Below are 18,517 nucleotides of genomic sequence, written 5' to 3'. Positions count from 1 at the left end.
GATGAAGAGACTATTTATATTTTTACTGCTTACAGTGCTTGTTTTAAGTGGTTCTGCTTTTGCTTCTAATGATGCAGACAACATATTTTACATATCAGGAACAATACTGAATGCACACGGAGAGCCTGTAAAAGGAGCTGTGCTGAGGTTGCTTGTTAATAGCAGTCCTTATAAATTAAAAAACAATAAAGAAAAAATTCTTAGTTCTTCTCACGGAACTTTTCAAATAGCCTTTAGTCTTCCAAAGGGTCTGGTTGATACAGCAAAAATACAGATTGAGATTGTAAAAAGTTCTTACAAGACAACCACTGTAGATTTCAAAAAAGAGGATTTTGCAGTTAAAGGAAATGAGTTCTATATAAGCAAAGACATAATCATTCAACGTCATCTCGGACCTGCTTTCTGGATTGCCACAGCTGTTTTCTTGATTGCCTATGCCCTGATTTCCTTTGAGCTTCTCCACAGAACAGTGGCTGCCATGATTGGTGCAGCAACAATGCTTATACTTACCTATACACTTGGAACTTTTAATCCAGAGTTTAAGATAATATCCTTTGAGAGAGCAATTCAGGCAATTGATATGAATGTCATACTTCTTCTTATGGGAATGATGATCATCATCGGAGTTTTGAAACACACAGGAGTTTTTCAGTGGTGTGCTTACATCTCCTATAAGATTGCAAGAGGTAATGTAATGATTCTTGCTGTAATATCATGCTTTTTTATTGCAATTACCTCTGCTTTTCTTGACAATGTCACAACAATGCTTCTTTACACTCCTGTTCTTATAGAGATAGCAACTGCATTGAAGATTAATCCTTTATCACTCTTAATTCCCGGCATTATGGCATCAAATGTTGGTGGAACAGCAACTCTTATCGGTGATCCCCCAAACATAATGATCGGCTCCTACACAGGGCTTACATTCATGCAATTTGTATATGCCCTTACTCCAGTTGTACTTATAAGTATGATTGCCCTTGTTTTCTACAACAAATTCTTTTATTCAAAGGAATACAAAAAAGGAAGAGCTGATGATATCAATGCCTTCATAAGCTATCTCAGGGAAGAATACAAAATTACTGATAAAACACTTCTTGGCTATGGACTCTTTATAATGGCAGTTGTGGTATCCTTCTTTGCAACTCATGGAATATGGCATATGGAGGTAAGTATTCCAGCACTCTTTGGTGCAGGGCTTCTTTTTACATATGCAGTAGTAACAAAGAAAGTTAAAATGCTTGAACTAATTGAAAAGGACATTGAATGGACAACTCTTCTATTTTTTATATTCCTTTTCATAATTGTTGGTGCTGTTGAAGAAGCTGGACTTCTTGCTGTTATTGCAGACTGGGTTCATCAGCTTTCAGCGGGAAATCTTACTGTTGCGATATGCTTGATTTTGTGGGTTTCTGCAATAATGAGTGCCTTTGTTGACAACATTCCATTTACTGCTACCATGCTTCCCATTGTTGCCTATCTTACAAAGGTTATCCCTGGAGCAGAAAGCAATGTTCTGTGGTGGGCACTTGCTCTTGGAGCATGTTTTGGTGGAAATGGAACAATGATTGGTGCTTCTGCAAATGTGGTAACAGTAGGAATTACGGAGGCAGCTGGTTACAGAATAAGCTTTTTTGGTTTCTTTAAGTATGCTTTTTTGTATATGCTAATAAGTGTGGCAATATGTAATGTATGGCTTTTGATTTTTTACTAATTTGAGGAGGTTAAGATATGATAAGCAGTCCTTTTGAAAGGGTTTTACTGCCTGTTGATAGAAGTGACAACTCAAGGAGAGCTATAAAATTTGCTGGAGCAGTCCTTTCTGAAGTTGAGGGTTCAGGCATTACAATTCTTTATGTAATGGCTGGAGGATATCTTAGTGAACATATGAAAAACATTGATTTTAGGGCGGAGCTCATAAAAGGCACAGAAGTTTTTAAAAAGATCAGAGCGAAACACATTGAAGAAAATATCACTCCTTTTTTGAATGATTATGAGAGCATTCTTAAAACTGCAGGAGTAAAAGGAGAGATAGTAAAGAGAATAGAAGAAGGTGACCCCGGTAATAAGATAATTGAAATTGCCCTTAAGGAGGGCTTTCAGACAGTGATTCTTGCTCGTAGAGGCATGTCAGAGCTAAAAAGCTTAATTATTGGCAGTGTGTCAAATAAAGTTATTCATGGCTTGCTGAATCAGAACATCTATCTTGTTGGACAGAAGATTTCAGAACAGAACCCTGTTTCAAGGATTTTAGTTCCCGTTGATGGTTCTCAGTACTCAATGAAAGCAGTGGAACATGCAGTATGTCTTGCAAAAACAGTAAAAGGCATAGAAAATATCACAGTTTTAAGAGTAATAAATGTTTCCCTTTATCTTGAAAGAGTAAGACAGGGAATAGACCCTGAGGCAGAGGCAGAAGAGATTCTTAATAAAGCAAAAAGAAGATTTTGTGAAGAAGGTATTCCTGAGCAGTTAATATCGACGAAAAGCAGAGCAGGATTTCCAGTTGATGAAATTTTAAAGGAGATTGAAGAGGGTGGCTACAGTCTGATAATTATGGGAAGAAAGGGACGAACTGCAATGAAAGACCTTGTTCTTGGTGGTGTAAGCTCATCGGTGATAAATAAATGCCTTGAACCAACAGTGGCAATAGTTAACCAGTAGTGATATAAAAAATTTTTAATCCACAGGAGGCTTGCCTCCTGTGGATTTTACTAATGCCCCACATGTAAAAATCCTGATGCTGCAAGGAGCAAAATTAAACACTCAACAAAGGCAAAGATAAAGTAAGCTATATCTTTTTGCTTTAAGAAAATAGGTAGAATTCTTATATAACAAAAAATTGTAACAGCACCAAGCAAGGCAATAGGCAAAAAGTTTAAAAAATCTCCTTTAGTAGTCATACTTAACCATGCCCAGCCAGGTTGAAGTCCTGCTGAAGATAAATATTTATAGGCTTTGAGTTTCCAGTATTTTGGAAGCTCAGATATGGGTATCTGAGGAGGAAGTATGCCTGTAATGTAAATTATAAAAGTAATGATGAGCAAAAGAAGCCCAATTTTCATTCCCCAGTCAAGCCATTTTGCATATGCAATCTGTTCTTCTTTAATTTCATGTTTTGTCATTTTTGACCTCCTTTATTTCCATACTCCGAGTCCTTTAAGTAGGGCTCTTAATCCAGCAAAAAGCAACATTCCAATAACAACATATCTGACTATTTTTGGTTTTGCTATTGCAAGGATCCTTACACCAACAACAGAACCAAGCATAATTCCAATAATACTTGGCACAACAATCATTGGAAGGACTGCGCCGTTATTAAGATAAATCCATGCAGCGGATGTATCAGTTATTGAAAGAAGAAATTTACTTGTTGCAACAGAGACTTTTAAAGGAGCACCCATTAAGAGATTCAATACAGGAACATTTGCCCATCCAGCACCAAGACCAAACATACCTGCCATTATTCCAATAACTATAAAAAGAAAAAGTGCCTGTGGAGTTCTGTGAACCTTCCACTCAATCTCTTTTCCCGTTGATATTTCATGGTAAATACCACTTATTTTTAATGCCTGTGATAAAGCATCAGCTTTTTTTACTTCTGGATACTCAGATTTTTTAGCGAGAAGCATTATTGCCACAATAAATAATATTGTAATGCCAAGTGCTATATTTACTATATTTGATGGAAGAGCAAGACCTATCATCGCACCAACTATTGAAGATGCAGAGGCTATCAATGCAAGAGGCATGGCTAATCTTAAATCAGCAAGTCCTCTTTTTAGCAGTCCGGGTCCTGCAGCCAGAGCGCCTGAGAGCGCTACAAATAAACCAGCGCCTCTGACAAAGTCCATATTAAATGGGAAAAATCCACCAACAATTGGAACAAATAAAACACCGCCCCCAACTCCACCAAGCACTGCTAAAATACCGAGGATAAAAGTTGCGATAAACAAAATCAGTGGCCAAGCCCACCATGGCATTGAACTGTCTGCAGGTGTTGCTGTTTCAGCAAAGGCAGAGGGAGCAGAAATCAGCGATAAAACCATGAGAATAAGCAAACTAAGGCATCTTATTTTCATCCTAACCTCCTGACTTTTTAGATGTAAGATTATAAAATTATTACATAAATGACCCAAAAAATGGTTATTATAATTTTTTATAAGCAAATAATTTATAATTTCTTTACATTTTTTTGGATTTTTTTTAATATTTTAAAAAGACCTAAAAATTTTGGAGGTAAGTATGGGAAGACAGATGAGAGTTTTGCTGGTAGATGATGAAGTTGAGTTTGTAAAAACTCTTGCTAAAAGACTTGAAATGAGAGAGCTTAAGCCAGATACGGTATACAGCGGAGAAGAGGCAATAAGTTATGCAAAAGAGCAGGAGCCTGATGTTATTGTTCTTGACCTAAGAATGCCTGGTATGGATGGAATTGAGGTTTTAAGGCAGATAAGGCAGGCATATCCTACAACACAGGTTATTATTCTTACTGCACATGGAACTGAAAAAGACAAGGAAGAAGCAGAAAAGCTTGGAGCTTATGAATTTCTGAGAAAACCTGTTGATATTGAAACCCTGGTGGATAAGATTAAAGGTGCTTATCAGAGAAAACTTGAACTCACAATGTCTGCGATTGCCTTTGCTGAAGAGGGAGAGTTTGACACAGCAAGAAAAATTATGGAAAACAAGGAGGAAAAATAGTTTATACTGGTATCTCTATTGTAGCTGTTTTGTCCTCTAACGAAATTTTTATGTTGGCGAGGGATGTTATTTCCTGAACAGTTGAAATATTCCATATTTCGGATGTTGTATTTTCTGTAAATTCACCATTGTATTTTATTGTTATTGTAATTAAATTATTGTTTGCATTTGCTGTAAGAAAAATATTTGTATCTGGTTTTGATTTTTTCAAAAAGCTATCTATTACATAAAATATTGCGAACTCAACTATAAATGGAGAACTTTCAATATCAGGTAGGTCTGCTGATAAATCATATTTTAAAGATACTTTTTTTCTGTTGGAGTATCTTCTTAGAAGTTCAAATAATTCCTCAATAGCATAGTTCAATTTAAAGGAGCTTTTTAAGTTATCCATTCTGTGTGCAAATCTGTTGAAATAGTTTATAAAATTTACGCTTTTGTTTATCTGATTCTCAATTGCCTCAATGCTTTCCATGACATAAGGCATTTCCTTTTTATCAATTGATTTTTTACCCTTGCATATGTCACTTATAAGCCCTGCAGATTCTTTTATTAATGCAAGATGATTATTGATTTCATGAGTGAAGTCTGCAATAATTTTTCCAACAAAAGCTAAAGGTTTTTCAATCATTTCATCTCCTCCTTTTTAAGTTTTGCACTTTCAATTTTTGATATTAACTCTTCAATTTCTACAGGTTTTATTAAATAATCGTATGCTCCGTACATGAGGCTTTTATTTACTCTTTCATCATCTCCATAGCCTGAGAGCATTATTACCTGAATGGAAGGATTGATTTCTTTTATCTTTTTTAATGCTTCCAGTCCATCCATATCTGGTAATCCGATGTCTAATATGACTACATCAGGCAATTTCTTTAAAAATTTAACTCCATCAGTAAAATTTGTAACACCATTTGCTTCATATCCTCTGAGAGTCAGCCTTTCAGTAAGTGCAGATACCAATTCAGATTCGTCATCAATTATTAAAAGTTTTGCTTTTTTCATTTAATTTCCTCCATTTCTGGATTGATTGGTATTTCTATTGTGAAAATTGTTCCTTTTCCAACTTCGCTTGATACATAAATTTCACCACCAAGTTTTTTAATAATTCCGTAGGAAATGTATAATCCAAGCCCTGTTCCTTTTTTCTTTGTAGTATAAAAAGGCTCAAAAATATGTTTCAATTTATCTTTTGGTATTCCGTGTCCATTGTCCTTAATTGATATTGCTATATGATTTGAGTTGCTCAATTTTGTTTTAATCTCAATTGTTCCGCCCTGATCTACCGCGTCCACTGCGTTGTTAATAATATTTAATAGGACCTGCTGAAGCTGTCCTTTATCTGATATAATTTTGGGCAAATCTTCTTGAAAATCGTAAAACATATTTATACCTTTTGTTCGGATTTCTTTCTCTATAAATCCAACTACTTCTTTTATTGCTTCATTTATATTGAAATCTTCTTTGCCTCTATCAATTCTTTTTGAGAAACTTAAAAGCCTGTGAGTTATACTCCTGCATCTTGCAACATTATCCTGAATTGAACTGACAAGTTGAAGAAATCTATCTTTGTTTTGAGATAAATCAGTGTATTCAATAAGGTCTTTCATAAGTCCTGCTTTTTCATTTATAATTGCAAGAGGATTGTTAATCTCATGAGCAACTCCAGCAGCAAGCCTGCCGATAGAGGCAAGTTTATCAGCGTGTTCGGCATTTGCAATAGCGATTTCTCTTTCGTGGTCTGCTTTCTGTATTCTGTTAATTAATGAAGTTATTGATTTTGTTATCACAAAAAAAGTGATAATAATGCTCAGAATACTTATTAATATAACCTCTTTTGTAAAAAAAGAAGGAATTTTTTCGTAGGGTCTTGAACATATGGCAGTTACAAGTATCCACGGAGTATCTTTCACAGGCACATATGCTATGTAAGCCTGCTTTTTATTTAATTCAATGTTATAAATTGTAATATTTTTTCTATCTGTCTGTATCGTGATATTGTTTAATTTCAGAGGTTCAAGCACATTACCGAATAATTTTGAATTTGTTTGAAGAATGCGTTGTTTATTGATAAAAAAAGCATCATCATTGTTACCAATTTCAAGATTTGAAACAAATTTCTGTAAAATGTCCATATTTAACGAAACCCTGATGAGCCAGAATTTATTATGATAGTTTGATTCCTTTTTTACTATAATAGAAAAATGTGGGATTTTTCTGTAACCAAGAAAAACATCTGTTACATATTCTGTTCTTAAAAACATTTCTTTAAACCATTCTGCCTGTGAGTAATCTTTTCCTTTAAGTTTATAAGGACCTGTATATAACATCTGAATTCCTCTCTCATCCACTATACCCATATCTACAATGCCTTCAAATTCTTTTTTAAAATTAGAAAATAACCGGGAAAAAATTTTTTCGTTTGTAAAATACTCCTCAGGATAAGAACTTACGAGGAATCTTAGAGCAGAAATTCTTTCAGAAATAAAAAATTCAAGGGAGTGCCTTGTTTCTTCCATCTGCCATTTAAGGTTATTTTTAAATTCATCATGAGCTATTTGATGGATCCATAAGTATGTAATTGTGATGACAATAATAAGAGGTATCACAGAAAAGAAAGTATTTAATAGAATTAGCTTAAATTTAAAATAAAAATATCTTTCTTCCGATAGTTTTGTAATAAATTTCTTAATCAGACCTGGCATCTGTTAAATTATAAACAAAATAAAAAAACAAAACAAATTAATCTTCAAGTCCATAATTTTTCATCTTTCTCCACAAAGATACTCTGTCAATGCCAAGTATCTGAGCAGCTACTGTTTTATTGCCCACTTCTTTTAAAACCCATTTTATGTATTCTTTTTCTAATTCTTCCAGAGTCATAAATTTACCTTCTTTTTTAACAAAAACTTGAATTTTTAACTCCTTAAGATCATCTGGAAGATGTTCGACTTCCACTTGAGATGAATTGCAAAGTACAACTGCTCTTTCAATGATATTTTCAAGTTCTCTTATATTACCGGGATAATCATAATTTATAAGTAAATTTAATGCCTCTTCTGAAATTTTAAAAACTTCCTTTTTCATAATTGAAGAATACTTTTTTAGAAAATATGCAACCAGTAAAGGAACATCATCTTTTCTTTCTCTTAGTGGAGGAATTTCCAGATTAACCACATTTAATCGGTAATAAAGGTCTTCTCTGAATTTTCCTTTTTTGACCTCATCACGAATATCCCTGTTTGTTGCTGCTATAAATCTTACATCAACACTGATTGGTTCTGTTCCTCCCAACCTGAAAAATTCTTTTTCCTGAATTATTCTAAGAAATTTAGCCTGCATTGTTTGAGACATCTCTGTAATTTCGTCAAGAAATAAAGTGCCTGAAGAGGCCATTTCAATTAGTCCTTTTTTTAGTGTTGTAGCTCCGGTAAAGGCTCCTTTTTCATGTCCGAAAAGCTCATTACTGAGAAGTTCTTCTGTAAAAGCTCCGCAATTGACAGCTAAAAAAGGTCCTGATTTCCTTAAAGAATTTAGGTGAATATATCTTGCAAAGAGTTCCTTTCCTGTGCCAGATTCACCAGTAATTAAAACGTTGCAATCTGTTGGAGATATCTGTCGGGCAATCTCTAAAAGTTTGAGCATTTTAATGTTTTGAGTAATTATGTTGACTTTTTCACGAAAATCCAGTTGCTCTCTGAGTTGTTTAACCTCTTTTTTAAGATTCACCTTTTCAGAGGCTTCTTTGACAATTTTGCGAATAATTTCCAATTTGAAAGGTTTTGAGATATAGTAAAATGCTCCTTCCTTCATTGCTTCAACCGCGTTTTCTACTGTAGCATAACCTGTTATCATTATTACTTCGGTATCTGGATAGAGACTTTTGCACCTTCTTAATATTTCAAATCCATCAACTTTTTCCATCTTTATATCAGTTAAAACTATGTCAAATGGTTGTTTTTCAATAAGTTTTAAAGCCTCCACACCGCTTTGTGTAGCTGTGACATCATAACCTTCTTTTTTCAGGACATGTTCAAGATTTTTTAAAGTTATTTTTTCATCATCCACTACCAGAATTTTTGTCATTTTACTGTCCCGGGAGCATTACCACGAATGTTGTTCCCTGTCCAAGAACACTGTCCACACATATACATCCGTCATGGTCTTTAATTAATTCCTGTGTTATAAAAAGTCCCAATCCTGAACCTTTGTTTTCTTTGGTGGTGAAGAATGGTTCAAAGATCTTTGAGAGGTTCTCTTGAGGGATTCCTGGACCATTGTCTTTTACCTCTAAGACAACGAACTCTTTATTAAGAGAAATTTCTCCTACACACTTTCCTTCTTTTTTAAGAAACAGATATTTATCAAGAGCTTCCTGGCTGTATGAGTAAGCCCTGATTTTTACCTCTCCTTCTGGTTCAGATGCCTGGATTGCGTTTTTAATGAGATTTAAAAGAACCTGCTGAATCCGTTGTTTATCAGCATATATTGTAAGGTTTTCTTCTACATCAAAATCTAAGTTAATTTTTGTTGGAATTTCACCTTTAATTAAAACAATTGTATCTTCAATTAAGTTTCGTGCAGAGATATTTTCTTTTTGCAGTTCTTTTCTTCTTGAAAAATCAAGAACTGTTTTTATGATGTTTTTAGCTCTCTCTGTCTGAGATTCTATTGCCTGAAGTAGCTCTTTTTTATATTCATTATCTGCTTCTTCAAGCTCTTCAATAAGTATCTGACAGGAAGTTGAAATGTTTGAGAGTGGATTGTTTAGTTCATGGGCAATTCCTGAAAGAAGTGTGCCAAGTGAGGAGAGTTTTTCAGCCTGAATCAGTTGCTTTTGTTTTGATTCAAGTTCTTTTAAAACCTTATTAAAAGTATCCACAAGCGAAAGAATCTCTTTATCATGAGATTTAACTTCAATAGAGTATATTTTGCCTTCAGCGATTTTTTTCATTTTCTCTTCAAGTTCTTTCAACGGTTTGGAGATCAATCTTGTGAGTCCTAAACCAAAAGAAATAAAAGGAATAACAAAAAATATAATTATTAGAAAAATGCTGTATTTCAAAATGTTATTAAGACTGTCTTTTATTAACTTGCGTTCTGTTGTTTTAATATCTTCTGCTATATGAGTAAGCATTTTACCTTTTTCTCTTATTGACTGTTCAAGATTATGACCAGAGGGAGAATTTATTTTTTCTCTTAATTGTAACATTAATGATTCGTAACTTTGTAGAGTATCTGATAATTTTTTTATTGATTTTTCTATCTTTAATCCTTCAAATTTTTGATCAGTGATAAAATTTTTAACAGTCTTAATGTACTCTAAGTTGTCACGATAGTCTGTTTCATTTCTGTAAAGAAAAAAATTCTTCTCTGTTCTTCTTATTTCCTGAATTGTTTCAAATAAATTAAAGATACTTTCTTCCACCTCTATTTTTTGTGTGATTAGCCATATATCATACAGAACAACTACTGATAAACCGACAGTAACAAAGATTCCAGTAATGTAAAAAAGCATTATTTTTTGTGCAATGCTTTTAGGAAACATAGTTTAATTTAAAATATACAAATTGCAAAATGCAACAATTAGTTTATTTCTGAAACAATTAATGAGAATTATTGATATTAAAACCTTAGGTAAATTAAGAAGATTTTTTCTGGCATAAAAAATGCTAATTTATTTATTAGAAAATTTAAATAAGGAGGTTTAAAAAATGTTTAAAAGAATTGCACAACTTTTTGAAAATTTATTTTTAGCTATTAGTTTTGCTGAGGCAGGAGAGTTTGATACAGCCAGAGAAATTCTTAGACAGCAAGATATCCATAGAAAGAAAGACAGGGTAAGACCTCAGCAGCATATAAGACCCCGTATGAGAGCTTAGTAAAAGGGGCTACACGCCCCTTTTTAAATCAACACTATATCAACAACATCTTCAATCTTTTCCATAAATATAATTTTCAATCCTTTTTTAAAGTCCTCTGGTAGATTATCAATATCTACTTTGTTTCTGTGAGGAACTATGACTGTTTTTACTCCTGCTCTCTTTGCTGCTAAAATTTTTTCTTTAATACCACCAACAGGAAGTATTCTTCCACTTAAAGTAAGTTCTCCAGTAATTGCCACATCCCTCTTTGCCGGTCTGTTTGTAAACAAAGAAATCAAAGCCATTGCTATTGTTGCTCCGGCTGATGGTCCATCTTTTGGAATTGCTCCCTGGGGGACATGAATGTGTATGTCCTGATTTTCAAATATCTCTTCTGAAATGCCAAACACAGAAGCATTGCTTTTTATATAGCTCAGCGCTGCCTGGGCAGATTCTCTCATTATGTTTCCAAGAGAACCAGTAAGAATTAGCTCTCTTTTACCTTTCATTTTAGCTGCTTCTACGAAAATGATATCACCACCTGTTTCTGTCCATACGAGTCCTGTTACAACTCCTACCCTATTTTTTGCATCCGCCACTTCAAAGTAATATCTTCTTGGACCAAGATATTTTTCCACCATTTCTGGAGTTATTTTTACTGGAGTTTTTGGTTTACTTCCTTTTACAACTTCAGTTGCCAGTTTTCTGCATATTGTTGCGATCATTCTTTCAAGATTTCTTATCCCGGCTTCTCTTGTATATTCCTGAATAATTTTTAAAATAGCCTCATCAGTGAACTCAGGAGGAAACTCAGTAAGACCCTGCTCAGTTGTCTGTTTAGGAATTAAATGTTTTAATGCTATGTTTTTCTTTTCTTCTTCTGTGTATCCTGAAAACTCTATGACTTCCATTCTGTCAAGGAGAGCTGGTTGTATATTATCAGGTATATTTGCAGTTACTATGAACATAACTCCAGAAAGGTCAAAAGGAACATCAAGATAATGGTCAATAAATGCATGATTTTGTTCAGGATCAAGAGCTTCAAGGAGCGCTGAAGCAGGGTCTCCCTTGAAGTCCTGACAGATTTTATCAATTTCATCAAGCATTAAAACAGGGTTGGCAACTCCTGTTCTGCGAATTTCCTCTATTATTCTGCCGGGTTTTGCACCAGCATAGGTTCTTCTGTGTCCTCTTATTTCTGCCTCATCTTTTATCCCACCGAGTGAGATTCTTGCAAATTTTCTTCCAAGAGCATCTGCAATTGATTTTCCGAGAGATGTTTTTCCCGTTCCAGGTGGACCTGCAAAGCACAGGATGGAGCCTTTTGTGGAGATTGTTGAAACTCTATCTTCTGATGCCTGTTTTATTGATAGTTTTATTTCTTCTATTTTAAAAGGTTTGGCAATATAGTGAAAGGCTCCTTTTTTTATTGCTTCAACGGCATTATCAACAGCGGCATAGGCTGTTATCATTATAACTTTTGTATTTGGATATTTTGCCTTTACTTTATCCAGTATGGCAAAGCCATCTAATCCCTCCATTTTGATATCAGTAAGCACTATTTCAAATTCTTGCTCATCAAGAAGTTTGAAAGCTTCTGCTCCATTTTTAGCACTAACCACATCATAGTTTTCTTTTCTTAAAATGTGTTCAAGATTTTTTCTCGCTATTTCTTCATCATCAACTATTAATATTCTTGGATTCCTATTTGAAGACAGAATTTTTACTGCAAGATGTTCAAGAATTCTATTTTTAACACCATAAAGACCATAATGCCTTTCATTCAAAATTCTTTCTGCTCTTTCCAAGTCAAGATTATCAGCTGTTTTTTTATTCCATGGAAGTGTTGTAAGGTATTCTATGTAGGTTAGAGTAATAGTGTATTCTGCTGCTGCAGGATTCATCTTTGAAAGCAGATCAAGCTCTGCAAGAGCAATATCTCTTACCTGAGAAGGCATTCCAGATTGAAGAATTTTTCTTCTCAGTTCTTCAACTATAGTACTCCTGGTTTCATCAATCTTATCTGTTTTTTTGAAAAGTTTCATTTTTGTTTTCTTTATTGCATTTTACAAATATGGCGATGCAATTTGCAACATAAAAATTTTTATTCTGAAAAATTTCTTAATAAGATCAAATAATTTACTCAATAAAATTTCTGGCATATTAATTGTTTATCTAAAAAAGTGGAGGAATTTAAGATGAGGATAAAAGATTTAATAAGTAAATTTGAAACCTACATGTCAGCCATCAGTTTTGCCGAGGCAGGAGAGTTTGATACAGCTCAGCAAATTTTAAGGAAAAAGCCTGATATTGTGGTAATTATTTCAGGAACTCAAGAGGATGAGTATTCATTAAAGTACGCTTTAAATTTAACCAAAAGAGTAAATGCTCTATTAAGAGTTTTGTTGAAAAAAGAAGTCTCAGAAAATCATATGAAAAAATTAAAGGAGGGTGATGTGGACTATGAGATTTTGCAGTATGATAGCTTTTCAGAACAAAAGATAAGAAATCTTTTAGAGAGAGCTGATCTTATAGTTACAGCAGATGAAAAAATCTTGGGAAGACTTTCAAATGGTTATGTAGTTTTTGTTCAACCAAATAAAAATTTAATAGGAGGTTAAGATGCCAAGAAAAAACAAATCTTTATTTAAGCTGTTGTTTTATGGTGCAATTACCATAACTCTGTATGCAGGTTTATTTCTGAATGAGCCAATAGTAAAGTCATTATGTTCAAGAGGAGGACTTTATGCTTTGTTTCCAGTGGCAACTGCTTTTATTTTCTCCTTTGCTCATGGTAACTTTACAAACTACTTCTGGCAGACGCTTGGAATTGAGGCAAAGAAAAAGAGAGTTGAATTGACAGAACATGACAGACCTGTTGAGAGAAAAGAGATCAGAACTCAGTTACGAGCATAAAGAACAGGGAAAGGAGGACAAAATGATTGAAGTTACAACAAATTTTGTTGACTTAAACTGGATGAATGTAATGTATCTATTCTTTGTAGGACTTGTAGGAGGACTTGTAAGTGGATTTATTGGTTCAGGTGGAGCTTTTGTTCTGACACCCGGAATGATGAGTATGGGAGTTCCAGGGCTTGTGGCTGTTGCATCAAATATGTGTCATAAGTTTCCAAAGGCACTTGTAGGAGCTATAAAAAGAGCTAAATTCGGTCAGGTTGATGTTAAGCTTGGTATCGTGATGGGAGCCTCTGCTGAGGCAGGAGTTTTATTCGGTGCTCATATTCAGGAATACATAAAGAAAACATTCGGTGATGCAGGTTCGAATCTCTATGTAAGTATGGCTTTTGTTGTTGTTCTTGGTATCGTAGGCACATATGTCCTTTTAGATGCGATGAAGACTAAAAATAACGATAAATTAAACAAACCTGAAGGAACTACAAAAATTGCAAAGTGGATTCAGTCAATCCACATTCCAGGAACTATGGTTTATTTCAGAAGCCTCAATGCAAAAATTTCTGTTCTTTTTACAATTCCACTTGGTTTTGCAACAGGCATGCTTGCGGCAACAATTGCAGTGGGAGGATTTATTGGAGTTCCTGCTATGATGTATGTGCTTGGTGCACCAGCAATAATGGCATCTGCAACTGAGCTTGTCATCGCCTTTGTTATGGGTCTGGTTGGTTCATTTAAATATGCGATGAGCGGATTTGTAGATATTAGACTTGCAATGATAATTCTGGCAGGTTCTCTTTTCGGTGTCCAGCTTGGCGCAATAGGAACTACCTATGTTAAAGATTATATGATTAAAATCGTCATGGGAGTTATCATGCTGATTGTGCTTGTTAGCCGAGGCTTAATGGTTCCAGTTTATCTCGGTCAGCTTGGAATAATATCTCCTTTATCAGGTGCTACAGTTACCACTCTTAAAACTGTAAGCTTCGCTATTATGGTAACAGCTCTTGTAGTGGGAGCAGGAATTATATGTACAGCGTTATTTAAGGGCCTACGGGCAGAGAGGAAAACACAAAAGATTGTTGCAACCTCTTCCGTTGCTGTTAAGTAGAATATAAAATTGAAAAAACGGGGTGAGATAAATTCTCACCCTTTTTTATAATAATTTAAAAAATTACACTGGAGGTAAAGATGGCACTTTACAGAAGAATCCTTGTATGCATTGATGGCTCAGAGGAGAGTTTCCATGCTTTTGAAGAGGCTGTTAGATTTGCAAAGGAAAAAAACATTTTTGTCCTAACTGTTGCTCCATCCTATCATGGAGATCTAAGTCTTTTAGGTATTGGAGTATCTGTTGAGGAGATTAGTAAACCTTATAAGGAAAATCTTTCAAAAGCTAAGGATATAGCTGAGAAACATCAAGTTCTCGTGAAAACTCTTTATGAAGAAGGAGAACCCTTTGAAAAGATTATTGATGTATGCGAGGAAATCTCAGCAGACTTAATAGTTATGGGCAAAAAAGGGATAAGTGCTCTTCAGCAGGTTTTAATGGGAAGTGTGACAGAAAGAGTGATTGGTTATAGTAACACTGATGTTTTAGTTGTTCCAAAAAATTCAACGATTAAGTGGAATAGATGTCTTGTGGCTGTTGATGTTTCAAAATATGGTGAAAAAGTTTGCAGTAAAGCAATAGATATTGCAAGAGATTATCAATCAGAGATAAACCTGATTTCTGCAGTAGAAGTCCCTTCAGCAGTTTTTGCAGTTAAGCCTGAACTTTACGATGAACAGGTAAATAAAACAAAGAAATACTTAAAAGAGCTTGAGCTTAGATTTCATGGTGAGAACATATCTACCAGAATTTTCATAGAAGAAGGAGAGCCTTACAAAAAGATTCTTGAGAAAGCAGAGCAGATTCAGGCTGATATAATTGTTGTTGGTTCTCATGGCAGAACAGGGCTTAAGAGGCTTCTTATGGGAAGCACCTGTCAGAGAGTAATCGGGCTTTCAAAGGTGCCTGTCCTGGTCGTAAAATCATAAATGAAATATTTCATATCAGGATGGGCAGGATTTAGAGAAGCACTGGATGTGCCTGAGGACTGGTATTTTATAGTTCCTTTTATTGATTTAGATGAGGAAGGGATTTTAGATTTTTTTAAAGATAAATCAGGGAGCACACTCATTGGCTGGTCAACGGGCGGACATATTATACTTAAAAATCTTAAATTTTTCTCATTAAGATTCAATGAAATAGTTATTGTGGCAGGGTTTAAGAAATTCACAGATTATGTCCATCCAAGAATTATCAGAAGAATGATTGATAAGATGGAAATACAACCAGAAACAGTTATAAAAGAGTTTTTGCTGAACGCAGGATGTAAGCCAATTTTATCTGAGAAGGCTGATAAAAATGCTTTAAAAGAAGGTTTAAAATTTTTACTTTCTTCTGAGTTTAATTATATTGATTACCCTAAAAATAAGCTCATTCTTATACACGGAAGCGGTGATAAAATTTTACCAATTAAAGCTTTATTTGACCTTAAAAAGATATTTTCCTTTGCTCAGATGCATACTATTTCAGGTTCTCACTGGATTCCTTTTAAGGTCTTAGATTCTATTTTACATTCCTAAGTAAGCTTCTTTTATTTGTGGATTTTCAAGAAGTTCTTTTGAATTTCCCGAGATTGTTATTTCTCCAACTTCCATAACATATGCTCTGTCACTTATTTCCAGTGCCATATGAACATCCTGTTCAACCAGTAAAATACTTACTCCGGATTTGTTAATTTTTTTCACCACATCAACAAGAATTTCAATTATTGTAGGAGCAAGCCCCAAAGTAAATTCATCTATTAAAAGAAGTTCAGGCTCGTTCATTAGTGCTCTTCCAATTGCGAGCATTTGTTGCTCACCACCAGAAAGGTCTCCACCAAGATGATTTTTTCTTTCATAAAGTCTTGGGAAAATGGAGAAAACTTTTTCCATTCTTTCTCTTAATCCATTTCTTCTCTGATATGCTCCTATTTCAAGATTTTCTTTTACGGTCATACCAGAGAATATTCTTCTTCTTTCTGGACAAAGGCTTATTCCAAGTTTAACAATTCTATCAGGTAAAAGATTGGCAATATTTTTGTCTTTAAAAATGATTTCTCCATTCCATACTCTCAGTCTTCCTGCAATTGCTCGCATTAATGTGCTTTTTCCAGCTCCATTTGAGCCAAGAAGAGCAACTATTTCTCCTTTATTGATTTCAAGAGAAACATTTCTTAATATCTGCAGATCACCATAACCTGTATTGAGATTTTTTACCTCGAAAAATTTCATTATGCCACCCCTCTTTGTGCAAATTTATTTCCTAAATAGGCTTCAATTACTTGAGGATTATTACAGACTTCATGAGGTTTTCCCTCGCAAATAAGCTCTCCCAAGTGTAAAACAACAACTCTATCTGATATTCCCATGATAACTTTCATAACATGCTCAATTGCTATTATTGTTATTCCTCTTTCTTTCAAAAGCAGAATCTCTTTCATTATATCATCAAGCTCTTTTGGATTAAGTCCTGCCATAACCTCATCAAGTATTAAAAGCTCAGGGTCCATTGCCAGTGCTCTTGCAAGTTCAAGTTTTTTACGCTGAGCGATTGGTAGAATGCTGGGCTCTCTGTCTTTTTCATTTAAGAGTCCAACTATTTTTAATGCTTCCATTGCTATATCTTTTGCTTCTGCTCTGGTTTTTGCATTTTTTCTGCCATAAAATGCTCCAACCATAACATTTTCCAGAACTGTTAGTCCCTTGAAAGGTTTAACAACTTGAAATGTTCTTGCTATTCCCATTTTTGAGATTTCGTATGTTTTTTTATTGTTTATTAATTCTCCTTTGTAATAAATTTCACCCTTTGTTATGTCAGTCAGGCGACATATAAGATTCATTAAAGTTGTTTTTCCAGCACCATTAGGACCTATTAATCCGAGAATTTCTCCTTTGTATACTTTGAGATTTACATTGTTTAAAACCTCAAGTCCACCATATTTTTTTGCAAGATTTTTTGTTTCAAGTATTATCATTTTTCAACACCTCATAGTTTGTTTTCTCTCAAGTTGATAATAATTCTTTTAAATGAAAAGCCTCCTTTAAATGTCTCAAATAATCCCTTTGGTATAAATATGACAATTAATATAATCAACAGTCCGAGTATCATTCCGTGAATTTCTATAAATTTGCTCCATACCAGTTCTGAGACAAGCTCAAGAATAAAAGCTCCTATCATTGGACCCAGGACAGTTGTTCCACCACCAAGCAAAATCATTGCAAACATTTTTACAGAATAGGAAGTTTGAAAAACTGTAGAAGAGTCAATATATGTTAACCAGTAAGCATATGCTCCACCAGCTATGCCGACAAGAGCTCCACTTATAGCCCAGGATATTGTTTTAAAAAGTGATGTATTTATACCCATTACAGATGCTGCATCTTCATCAATTCTGATTGCTCTTAAAGCATATCCAAATTTCGAACGAAATATTAAAAAAGCTATTACAACAGTAAGCAGCATTATTGAAAGAATTGCATAGTAGAAAAATTTATATATATAAGCAGGATCACCTTCCATAATAGGCAATGTAAGTCCCATGCCTCCGCCTGTTATTTCTGTCATATTGTCTACGATTTCTTTTATTGCTTCCATTACTCCAATTGTAGCAATTGCAAAATAGTGTCCTTTAAGTCTTAAAAGCGGTATACCTAAAAGTGTAGCAATCAGAAATCCTGACAATGCACAGAAGGGAAGAGTAAGTATAAAAGACAGATTATACTTTGTCATTAATACTCCAGTTACATATGCTCCTATTCCAAAAAATGCTATATTTCCAAAGGCTGGATATCCTGTAAATCCTATGATTATATTACTTCCAGTAGCTATGGCTGCAAACATGAAGGTCTGAGTAAGAACTCTTAGCCAGTATCCTGACACTAAAAATGGAAGTAAAATTAATATGGTAATAAATACAAAAAATAAGATAACACTTTTTTTCATA

The 18,517-nt window shown here is 34.3% G+C and carries 20 protein-coding genes; 9 read left to right on the top strand and 11 right to left on the bottom strand.

Going from position 1 to position 18,517, the window contains the following annotated elements:
• The first annotated feature begins 1 nt into the window (after nucleotide 1).
• Nucleotides 2-1,714, top strand: coding sequence for an ArsB/NhaD family transporter (locus tag V4D30_RS04690; protein WP_353685091.1), 1,713 nt, complete (start codon nucleotides 2-4; stop codon nucleotides 1,712-1,714).
• 17 nt (nucleotides 1,715-1,731) lie between these two features.
• Complete coding sequence (locus V4D30_RS04685) at nucleotides 1,732-2,664, top strand: universal stress protein (protein ID WP_353685090.1); 933 nt, start codon at nucleotides 1,732-1,734, stop codon at nucleotides 2,662-2,664.
• A gap of 50 nt (nucleotides 2,665-2,714) precedes the next feature.
• Here V4D30_RS04685 and V4D30_RS04680 read toward each other — a convergent pair whose 3' ends face one another.
• Both V4D30_RS04680 and V4D30_RS04675 read right to left on the bottom strand, forming a co-directional pair.
• A complete protein-coding gene (locus V4D30_RS04680) occupies nucleotides 2,715-3,125 on the bottom strand; it encodes a hypothetical protein (RefSeq protein ID WP_353685089.1) in 411 nt (136 codons plus the stop codon).
• Nucleotides 3,126-3,137: 12 nt separating this feature from the next.
• A complete protein-coding gene (locus tag V4D30_RS04675) occupies nucleotides 3,138-4,049 on the bottom strand; it encodes a sulfite exporter TauE/SafE family protein (protein WP_353685154.1) in 912 nt (303 codons plus the stop codon).
• A 196-nt stretch (nucleotides 4,050-4,245) separates the two neighbouring features.
• Between V4D30_RS04675 and V4D30_RS04670 the strand changes: the two genes are divergently transcribed.
• The gene (locus V4D30_RS04670) at nucleotides 4,246-4,704 is read left to right on the top strand and encodes a response regulator (protein WP_353685088.1); all 459 of its coding nucleotides are present in this window, start codon (nucleotides 4,246-4,248) and stop codon (nucleotides 4,702-4,704) included.
• Between the two features lies 1 nt (nucleotide 4,705).
• Here the strand turns inward: V4D30_RS04670 and V4D30_RS04665 are convergent, their stop codons facing one another.
• Genes V4D30_RS04665 through V4D30_RS04645 form a run of 5 tightly spaced genes read right to left on the bottom strand, consistent with a single transcriptional unit; the run spans nucleotide 4,706 to nucleotide 10,252 of the window.
• The gene (locus tag V4D30_RS04665) at nucleotides 4,706-5,335 is read right to left on the bottom strand and encodes a hypothetical protein (protein ID WP_353685087.1); all 630 of its coding nucleotides are present in this window, start codon (nucleotides 5,333-5,335) and stop codon (nucleotides 4,706-4,708) included.
• Nucleotides 5,332-5,709 carry a response regulator gene (locus tag V4D30_RS04660; protein WP_353685086.1) on the bottom strand — a complete coding sequence of 126 codons (378 nt, stop codon included), beginning with the start codon at nucleotides 5,707-5,709 and terminating at the stop codon, nucleotides 5,332-5,334. Before V4D30_RS04660 ends, V4D30_RS04665 begins: the two co-directional genes overlap by 4 nt.
• Complete coding sequence (locus tag V4D30_RS04655; RefSeq protein ID WP_353685085.1) at nucleotides 5,706-7,409, bottom strand: ATP-binding protein; 1,704 nt, start codon at nucleotides 7,407-7,409, stop codon at nucleotides 5,706-5,708. The genes V4D30_RS04660 and V4D30_RS04655 overlap by 4 nt, the downstream gene beginning before the upstream one ends.
• A 37-nt stretch (nucleotides 7,410-7,446) precedes the next feature.
• On the bottom strand, nucleotides 7,447-8,790 hold the full coding sequence (locus tag V4D30_RS04650) for a sigma-54 dependent transcriptional regulator (RefSeq protein ID WP_353685084.1): 1,344 nt from the start codon (nucleotides 8,788-8,790) through the stop codon (nucleotides 7,447-7,449).
• A 1-nt stretch (nucleotide 8,791) separates the two neighbouring features.
• Complete coding sequence (locus V4D30_RS04645) at nucleotides 8,792-10,252, bottom strand: ATP-binding protein (RefSeq protein ID WP_353685083.1); 1,461 nt, start codon at nucleotides 10,250-10,252, stop codon at nucleotides 8,792-8,794.
• Between the two features lie 166 nt (nucleotides 10,253-10,418).
• Between V4D30_RS04645 and V4D30_RS04640 the strand changes: the two genes are divergently transcribed.
• Entirely contained in the window at nucleotides 10,419-10,586 is a 168-nt protein-coding gene (locus V4D30_RS04640) for a hypothetical protein (protein ID WP_353685082.1), read from the top strand.
• 23 nt (nucleotides 10,587-10,609) lie between these two features.
• Here V4D30_RS04640 and lon read toward each other — a convergent pair whose 3' ends face one another.
• On the bottom strand, nucleotides 10,610-12,613 hold the full coding sequence (gene lon, locus V4D30_RS04635) for an endopeptidase La (RefSeq protein ID WP_353685081.1): 2,004 nt from the start codon (nucleotides 12,611-12,613) through the stop codon (nucleotides 10,610-10,612).
• 153 nt (nucleotides 12,614-12,766) lie between these two features.
• Here lon and V4D30_RS04630 point away from each other — a divergent pair, with 153 nt between their 5' ends.
• The 5 genes from V4D30_RS04630 to V4D30_RS04610 all read left to right on the top strand — a co-directional run bounded on the left by V4D30_RS04630 (nucleotide 12,767) and on the right by V4D30_RS04610 (nucleotide 16,112).
• Entirely contained in the window at nucleotides 12,767-13,189 is a 423-nt protein-coding gene (locus V4D30_RS04630) for a hypothetical protein (RefSeq protein ID WP_353685080.1), read from the top strand.
• A gap of 1 nt (nucleotide 13,190) precedes the next feature.
• The gene (locus tag V4D30_RS04625) at nucleotides 13,191-13,484 is read left to right on the top strand and encodes a hypothetical protein (RefSeq protein WP_353685079.1); all 294 of its coding nucleotides are present in this window, start codon (nucleotides 13,191-13,193) and stop codon (nucleotides 13,482-13,484) included.
• Between the two features lie 22 nt (nucleotides 13,485-13,506).
• Nucleotides 13,507-14,592 carry a sulfite exporter TauE/SafE family protein gene (locus V4D30_RS04620; protein ID WP_353685078.1) on the top strand — a complete coding sequence of 362 codons (1,086 nt, stop codon included), beginning with the start codon at nucleotides 13,507-13,509 and terminating at the stop codon, nucleotides 14,590-14,592.
• A gap of 80 nt (nucleotides 14,593-14,672) precedes the next feature.
• Nucleotides 14,673-15,521 carry a universal stress protein gene (locus V4D30_RS04615; protein WP_353685077.1) on the top strand — a complete coding sequence of 283 codons (849 nt, stop codon included), beginning with the start codon at nucleotides 14,673-14,675 and terminating at the stop codon, nucleotides 15,519-15,521.
• Complete coding sequence (locus V4D30_RS04610; protein WP_353685076.1) at nucleotides 15,522-16,112, top strand: hypothetical protein; 591 nt, start codon at nucleotides 15,522-15,524, stop codon at nucleotides 16,110-16,112.
• Here the strand turns inward: V4D30_RS04610 and V4D30_RS04605 are convergent.
• Genes V4D30_RS04605 through V4D30_RS04595 form a run of 3 tightly spaced genes read right to left on the bottom strand, consistent with a single transcriptional unit; the run spans nucleotide 16,101 to nucleotide 18,516 of the window.
• On the bottom strand, nucleotides 16,101-16,805 hold the full coding sequence (locus tag V4D30_RS04605; protein WP_353685075.1) for an ABC transporter ATP-binding protein: 705 nt from the start codon (nucleotides 16,803-16,805) through the stop codon (nucleotides 16,101-16,103). The two genes, V4D30_RS04610 and V4D30_RS04605, sit on opposite strands and share 12 nt — an antisense overlap.
• Nucleotides 16,805-17,548 carry an ABC transporter ATP-binding protein gene (locus tag V4D30_RS04600; RefSeq protein WP_353685074.1) on the bottom strand — a complete coding sequence of 248 codons (744 nt, stop codon included), beginning with the start codon at nucleotides 17,546-17,548 and terminating at the stop codon, nucleotides 16,805-16,807. The genes V4D30_RS04605 and V4D30_RS04600 overlap by 1 nt, the downstream gene beginning before the upstream one ends.
• Before the next feature lie 11 nt (nucleotides 17,549-17,559).
• Nucleotides 17,560-18,516, bottom strand: a complete 957-nt coding sequence (locus tag V4D30_RS04595) for a branched-chain amino acid ABC transporter permease (protein ID WP_353685073.1) — start codon at nucleotides 18,514-18,516, stop codon at nucleotides 17,560-17,562.
• Between the last annotated feature and the right edge of the window lies 1 nt (nucleotide 18,517).

This window comes from Thermodesulfovibrio sp. 3907-1M, from assembly GCF_040450955.1.
GTDB classification, from domain to species: domain Bacteria; phylum Nitrospirota; class Thermodesulfovibrionia; order Thermodesulfovibrionales; family Thermodesulfovibrionaceae; genus Thermodesulfovibrio; species Thermodesulfovibrio autotrophicus.
The sequence above is the reverse complement of the archived record's forward strand: the minus strand, read 5'-3'. Positions and strand labels throughout refer to the sequence as shown.

Bases quoted from the DNA above. Each gene is read 5' to 3' on its own strand.
- V4D30_RS04690 (WP_353685091.1), top strand. From the start codon at position 2: ATGAAGAGACTATTTATATTTTTACTGCTTACAGTGCTTGTTTTAAGT.
- V4D30_RS04685 (WP_353685090.1), top strand. From the start codon at position 1,732: ATGATAAGCAGTCCTTTTGAAAGGGTTTTACTGCCTGTTGATAGAAGT.
- V4D30_RS04680 (WP_353685089.1), bottom strand. From the start codon at position 3,125: ATGACAAAACATGAAATTAAAGAAGAACAGATTGCATATGCAAAATGG.
- V4D30_RS04675 (WP_353685154.1), bottom strand. From the start codon at position 4,049: ATGGTTTTATCGCTGATTTCTGCTCCCTCTGCCTTTGCTGAAACAGCA.
- V4D30_RS04670 (WP_353685088.1), top strand. From the start codon at position 4,246: ATGGGAAGACAGATGAGAGTTTTGCTGGTAGATGATGAAGTTGAGTTT.
- V4D30_RS04665 (WP_353685087.1), bottom strand. From the start codon at position 5,335: ATGATTGAAAAACCTTTAGCTTTTGTTGGAAAAATTATTGCAGACTTC.
- V4D30_RS04660 (WP_353685086.1), bottom strand. From the start codon at position 5,709: ATGAAAAAAGCAAAACTTTTAATAATTGATGACGAATCTGAATTGGTA.
- V4D30_RS04655 (WP_353685085.1), bottom strand. From the start codon at position 7,409: ATGCCAGGTCTGATTAAGAAATTTATTACAAAACTATCGGAAGAAAGA.
- V4D30_RS04650 (WP_353685084.1), bottom strand. From the start codon at position 8,790: ATGACAAAAATTCTGGTAGTGGATGATGAAAAAATAACTTTAAAAAAT.
- V4D30_RS04645 (WP_353685083.1), bottom strand. From the start codon at position 10,252: ATGTTTCCTAAAAGCATTGCACAAAAAATAATGCTTTTTTACATTACT.
- V4D30_RS04640 (WP_353685082.1), top strand. From the start codon at position 10,419: ATGTTTAAAAGAATTGCACAACTTTTTGAAAATTTATTTTTAGCTATT.
- lon (WP_353685081.1), bottom strand. From the start codon at position 12,613: ATGAAACTTTTCAAAAAAACAGATAAGATTGATGAAACCAGGAGTACT.
- V4D30_RS04630 (WP_353685080.1), top strand. From the start codon at position 12,767: ATGAGGATAAAAGATTTAATAAGTAAATTTGAAACCTACATGTCAGCC.
- V4D30_RS04625 (WP_353685079.1), top strand. From the start codon at position 13,191: ATGCCAAGAAAAAACAAATCTTTATTTAAGCTGTTGTTTTATGGTGCA.
- V4D30_RS04620 (WP_353685078.1), top strand. From the start codon at position 13,507: ATGATTGAAGTTACAACAAATTTTGTTGACTTAAACTGGATGAATGTA.
- V4D30_RS04615 (WP_353685077.1), top strand. From the start codon at position 14,673: ATGGCACTTTACAGAAGAATCCTTGTATGCATTGATGGCTCAGAGGAG.
- V4D30_RS04610 (WP_353685076.1), top strand. From the start codon at position 15,522: ATGAAATATTTCATATCAGGATGGGCAGGATTTAGAGAAGCACTGGAT.
- V4D30_RS04605 (WP_353685075.1), bottom strand. From the start codon at position 16,805: ATGAAATTTTTCGAGGTAAAAAATCTCAATACAGGTTATGGTGATCTG.
- V4D30_RS04600 (WP_353685074.1), bottom strand. From the start codon at position 17,548: ATGATAATACTTGAAACAAAAAATCTTGCAAAAAAATATGGTGGACTT.
- V4D30_RS04595 (WP_353685073.1), bottom strand. From the start codon at position 18,516: ATGAAAAAAAGTGTTATCTTATTTTTTGTATTTATTACCATATTAATT.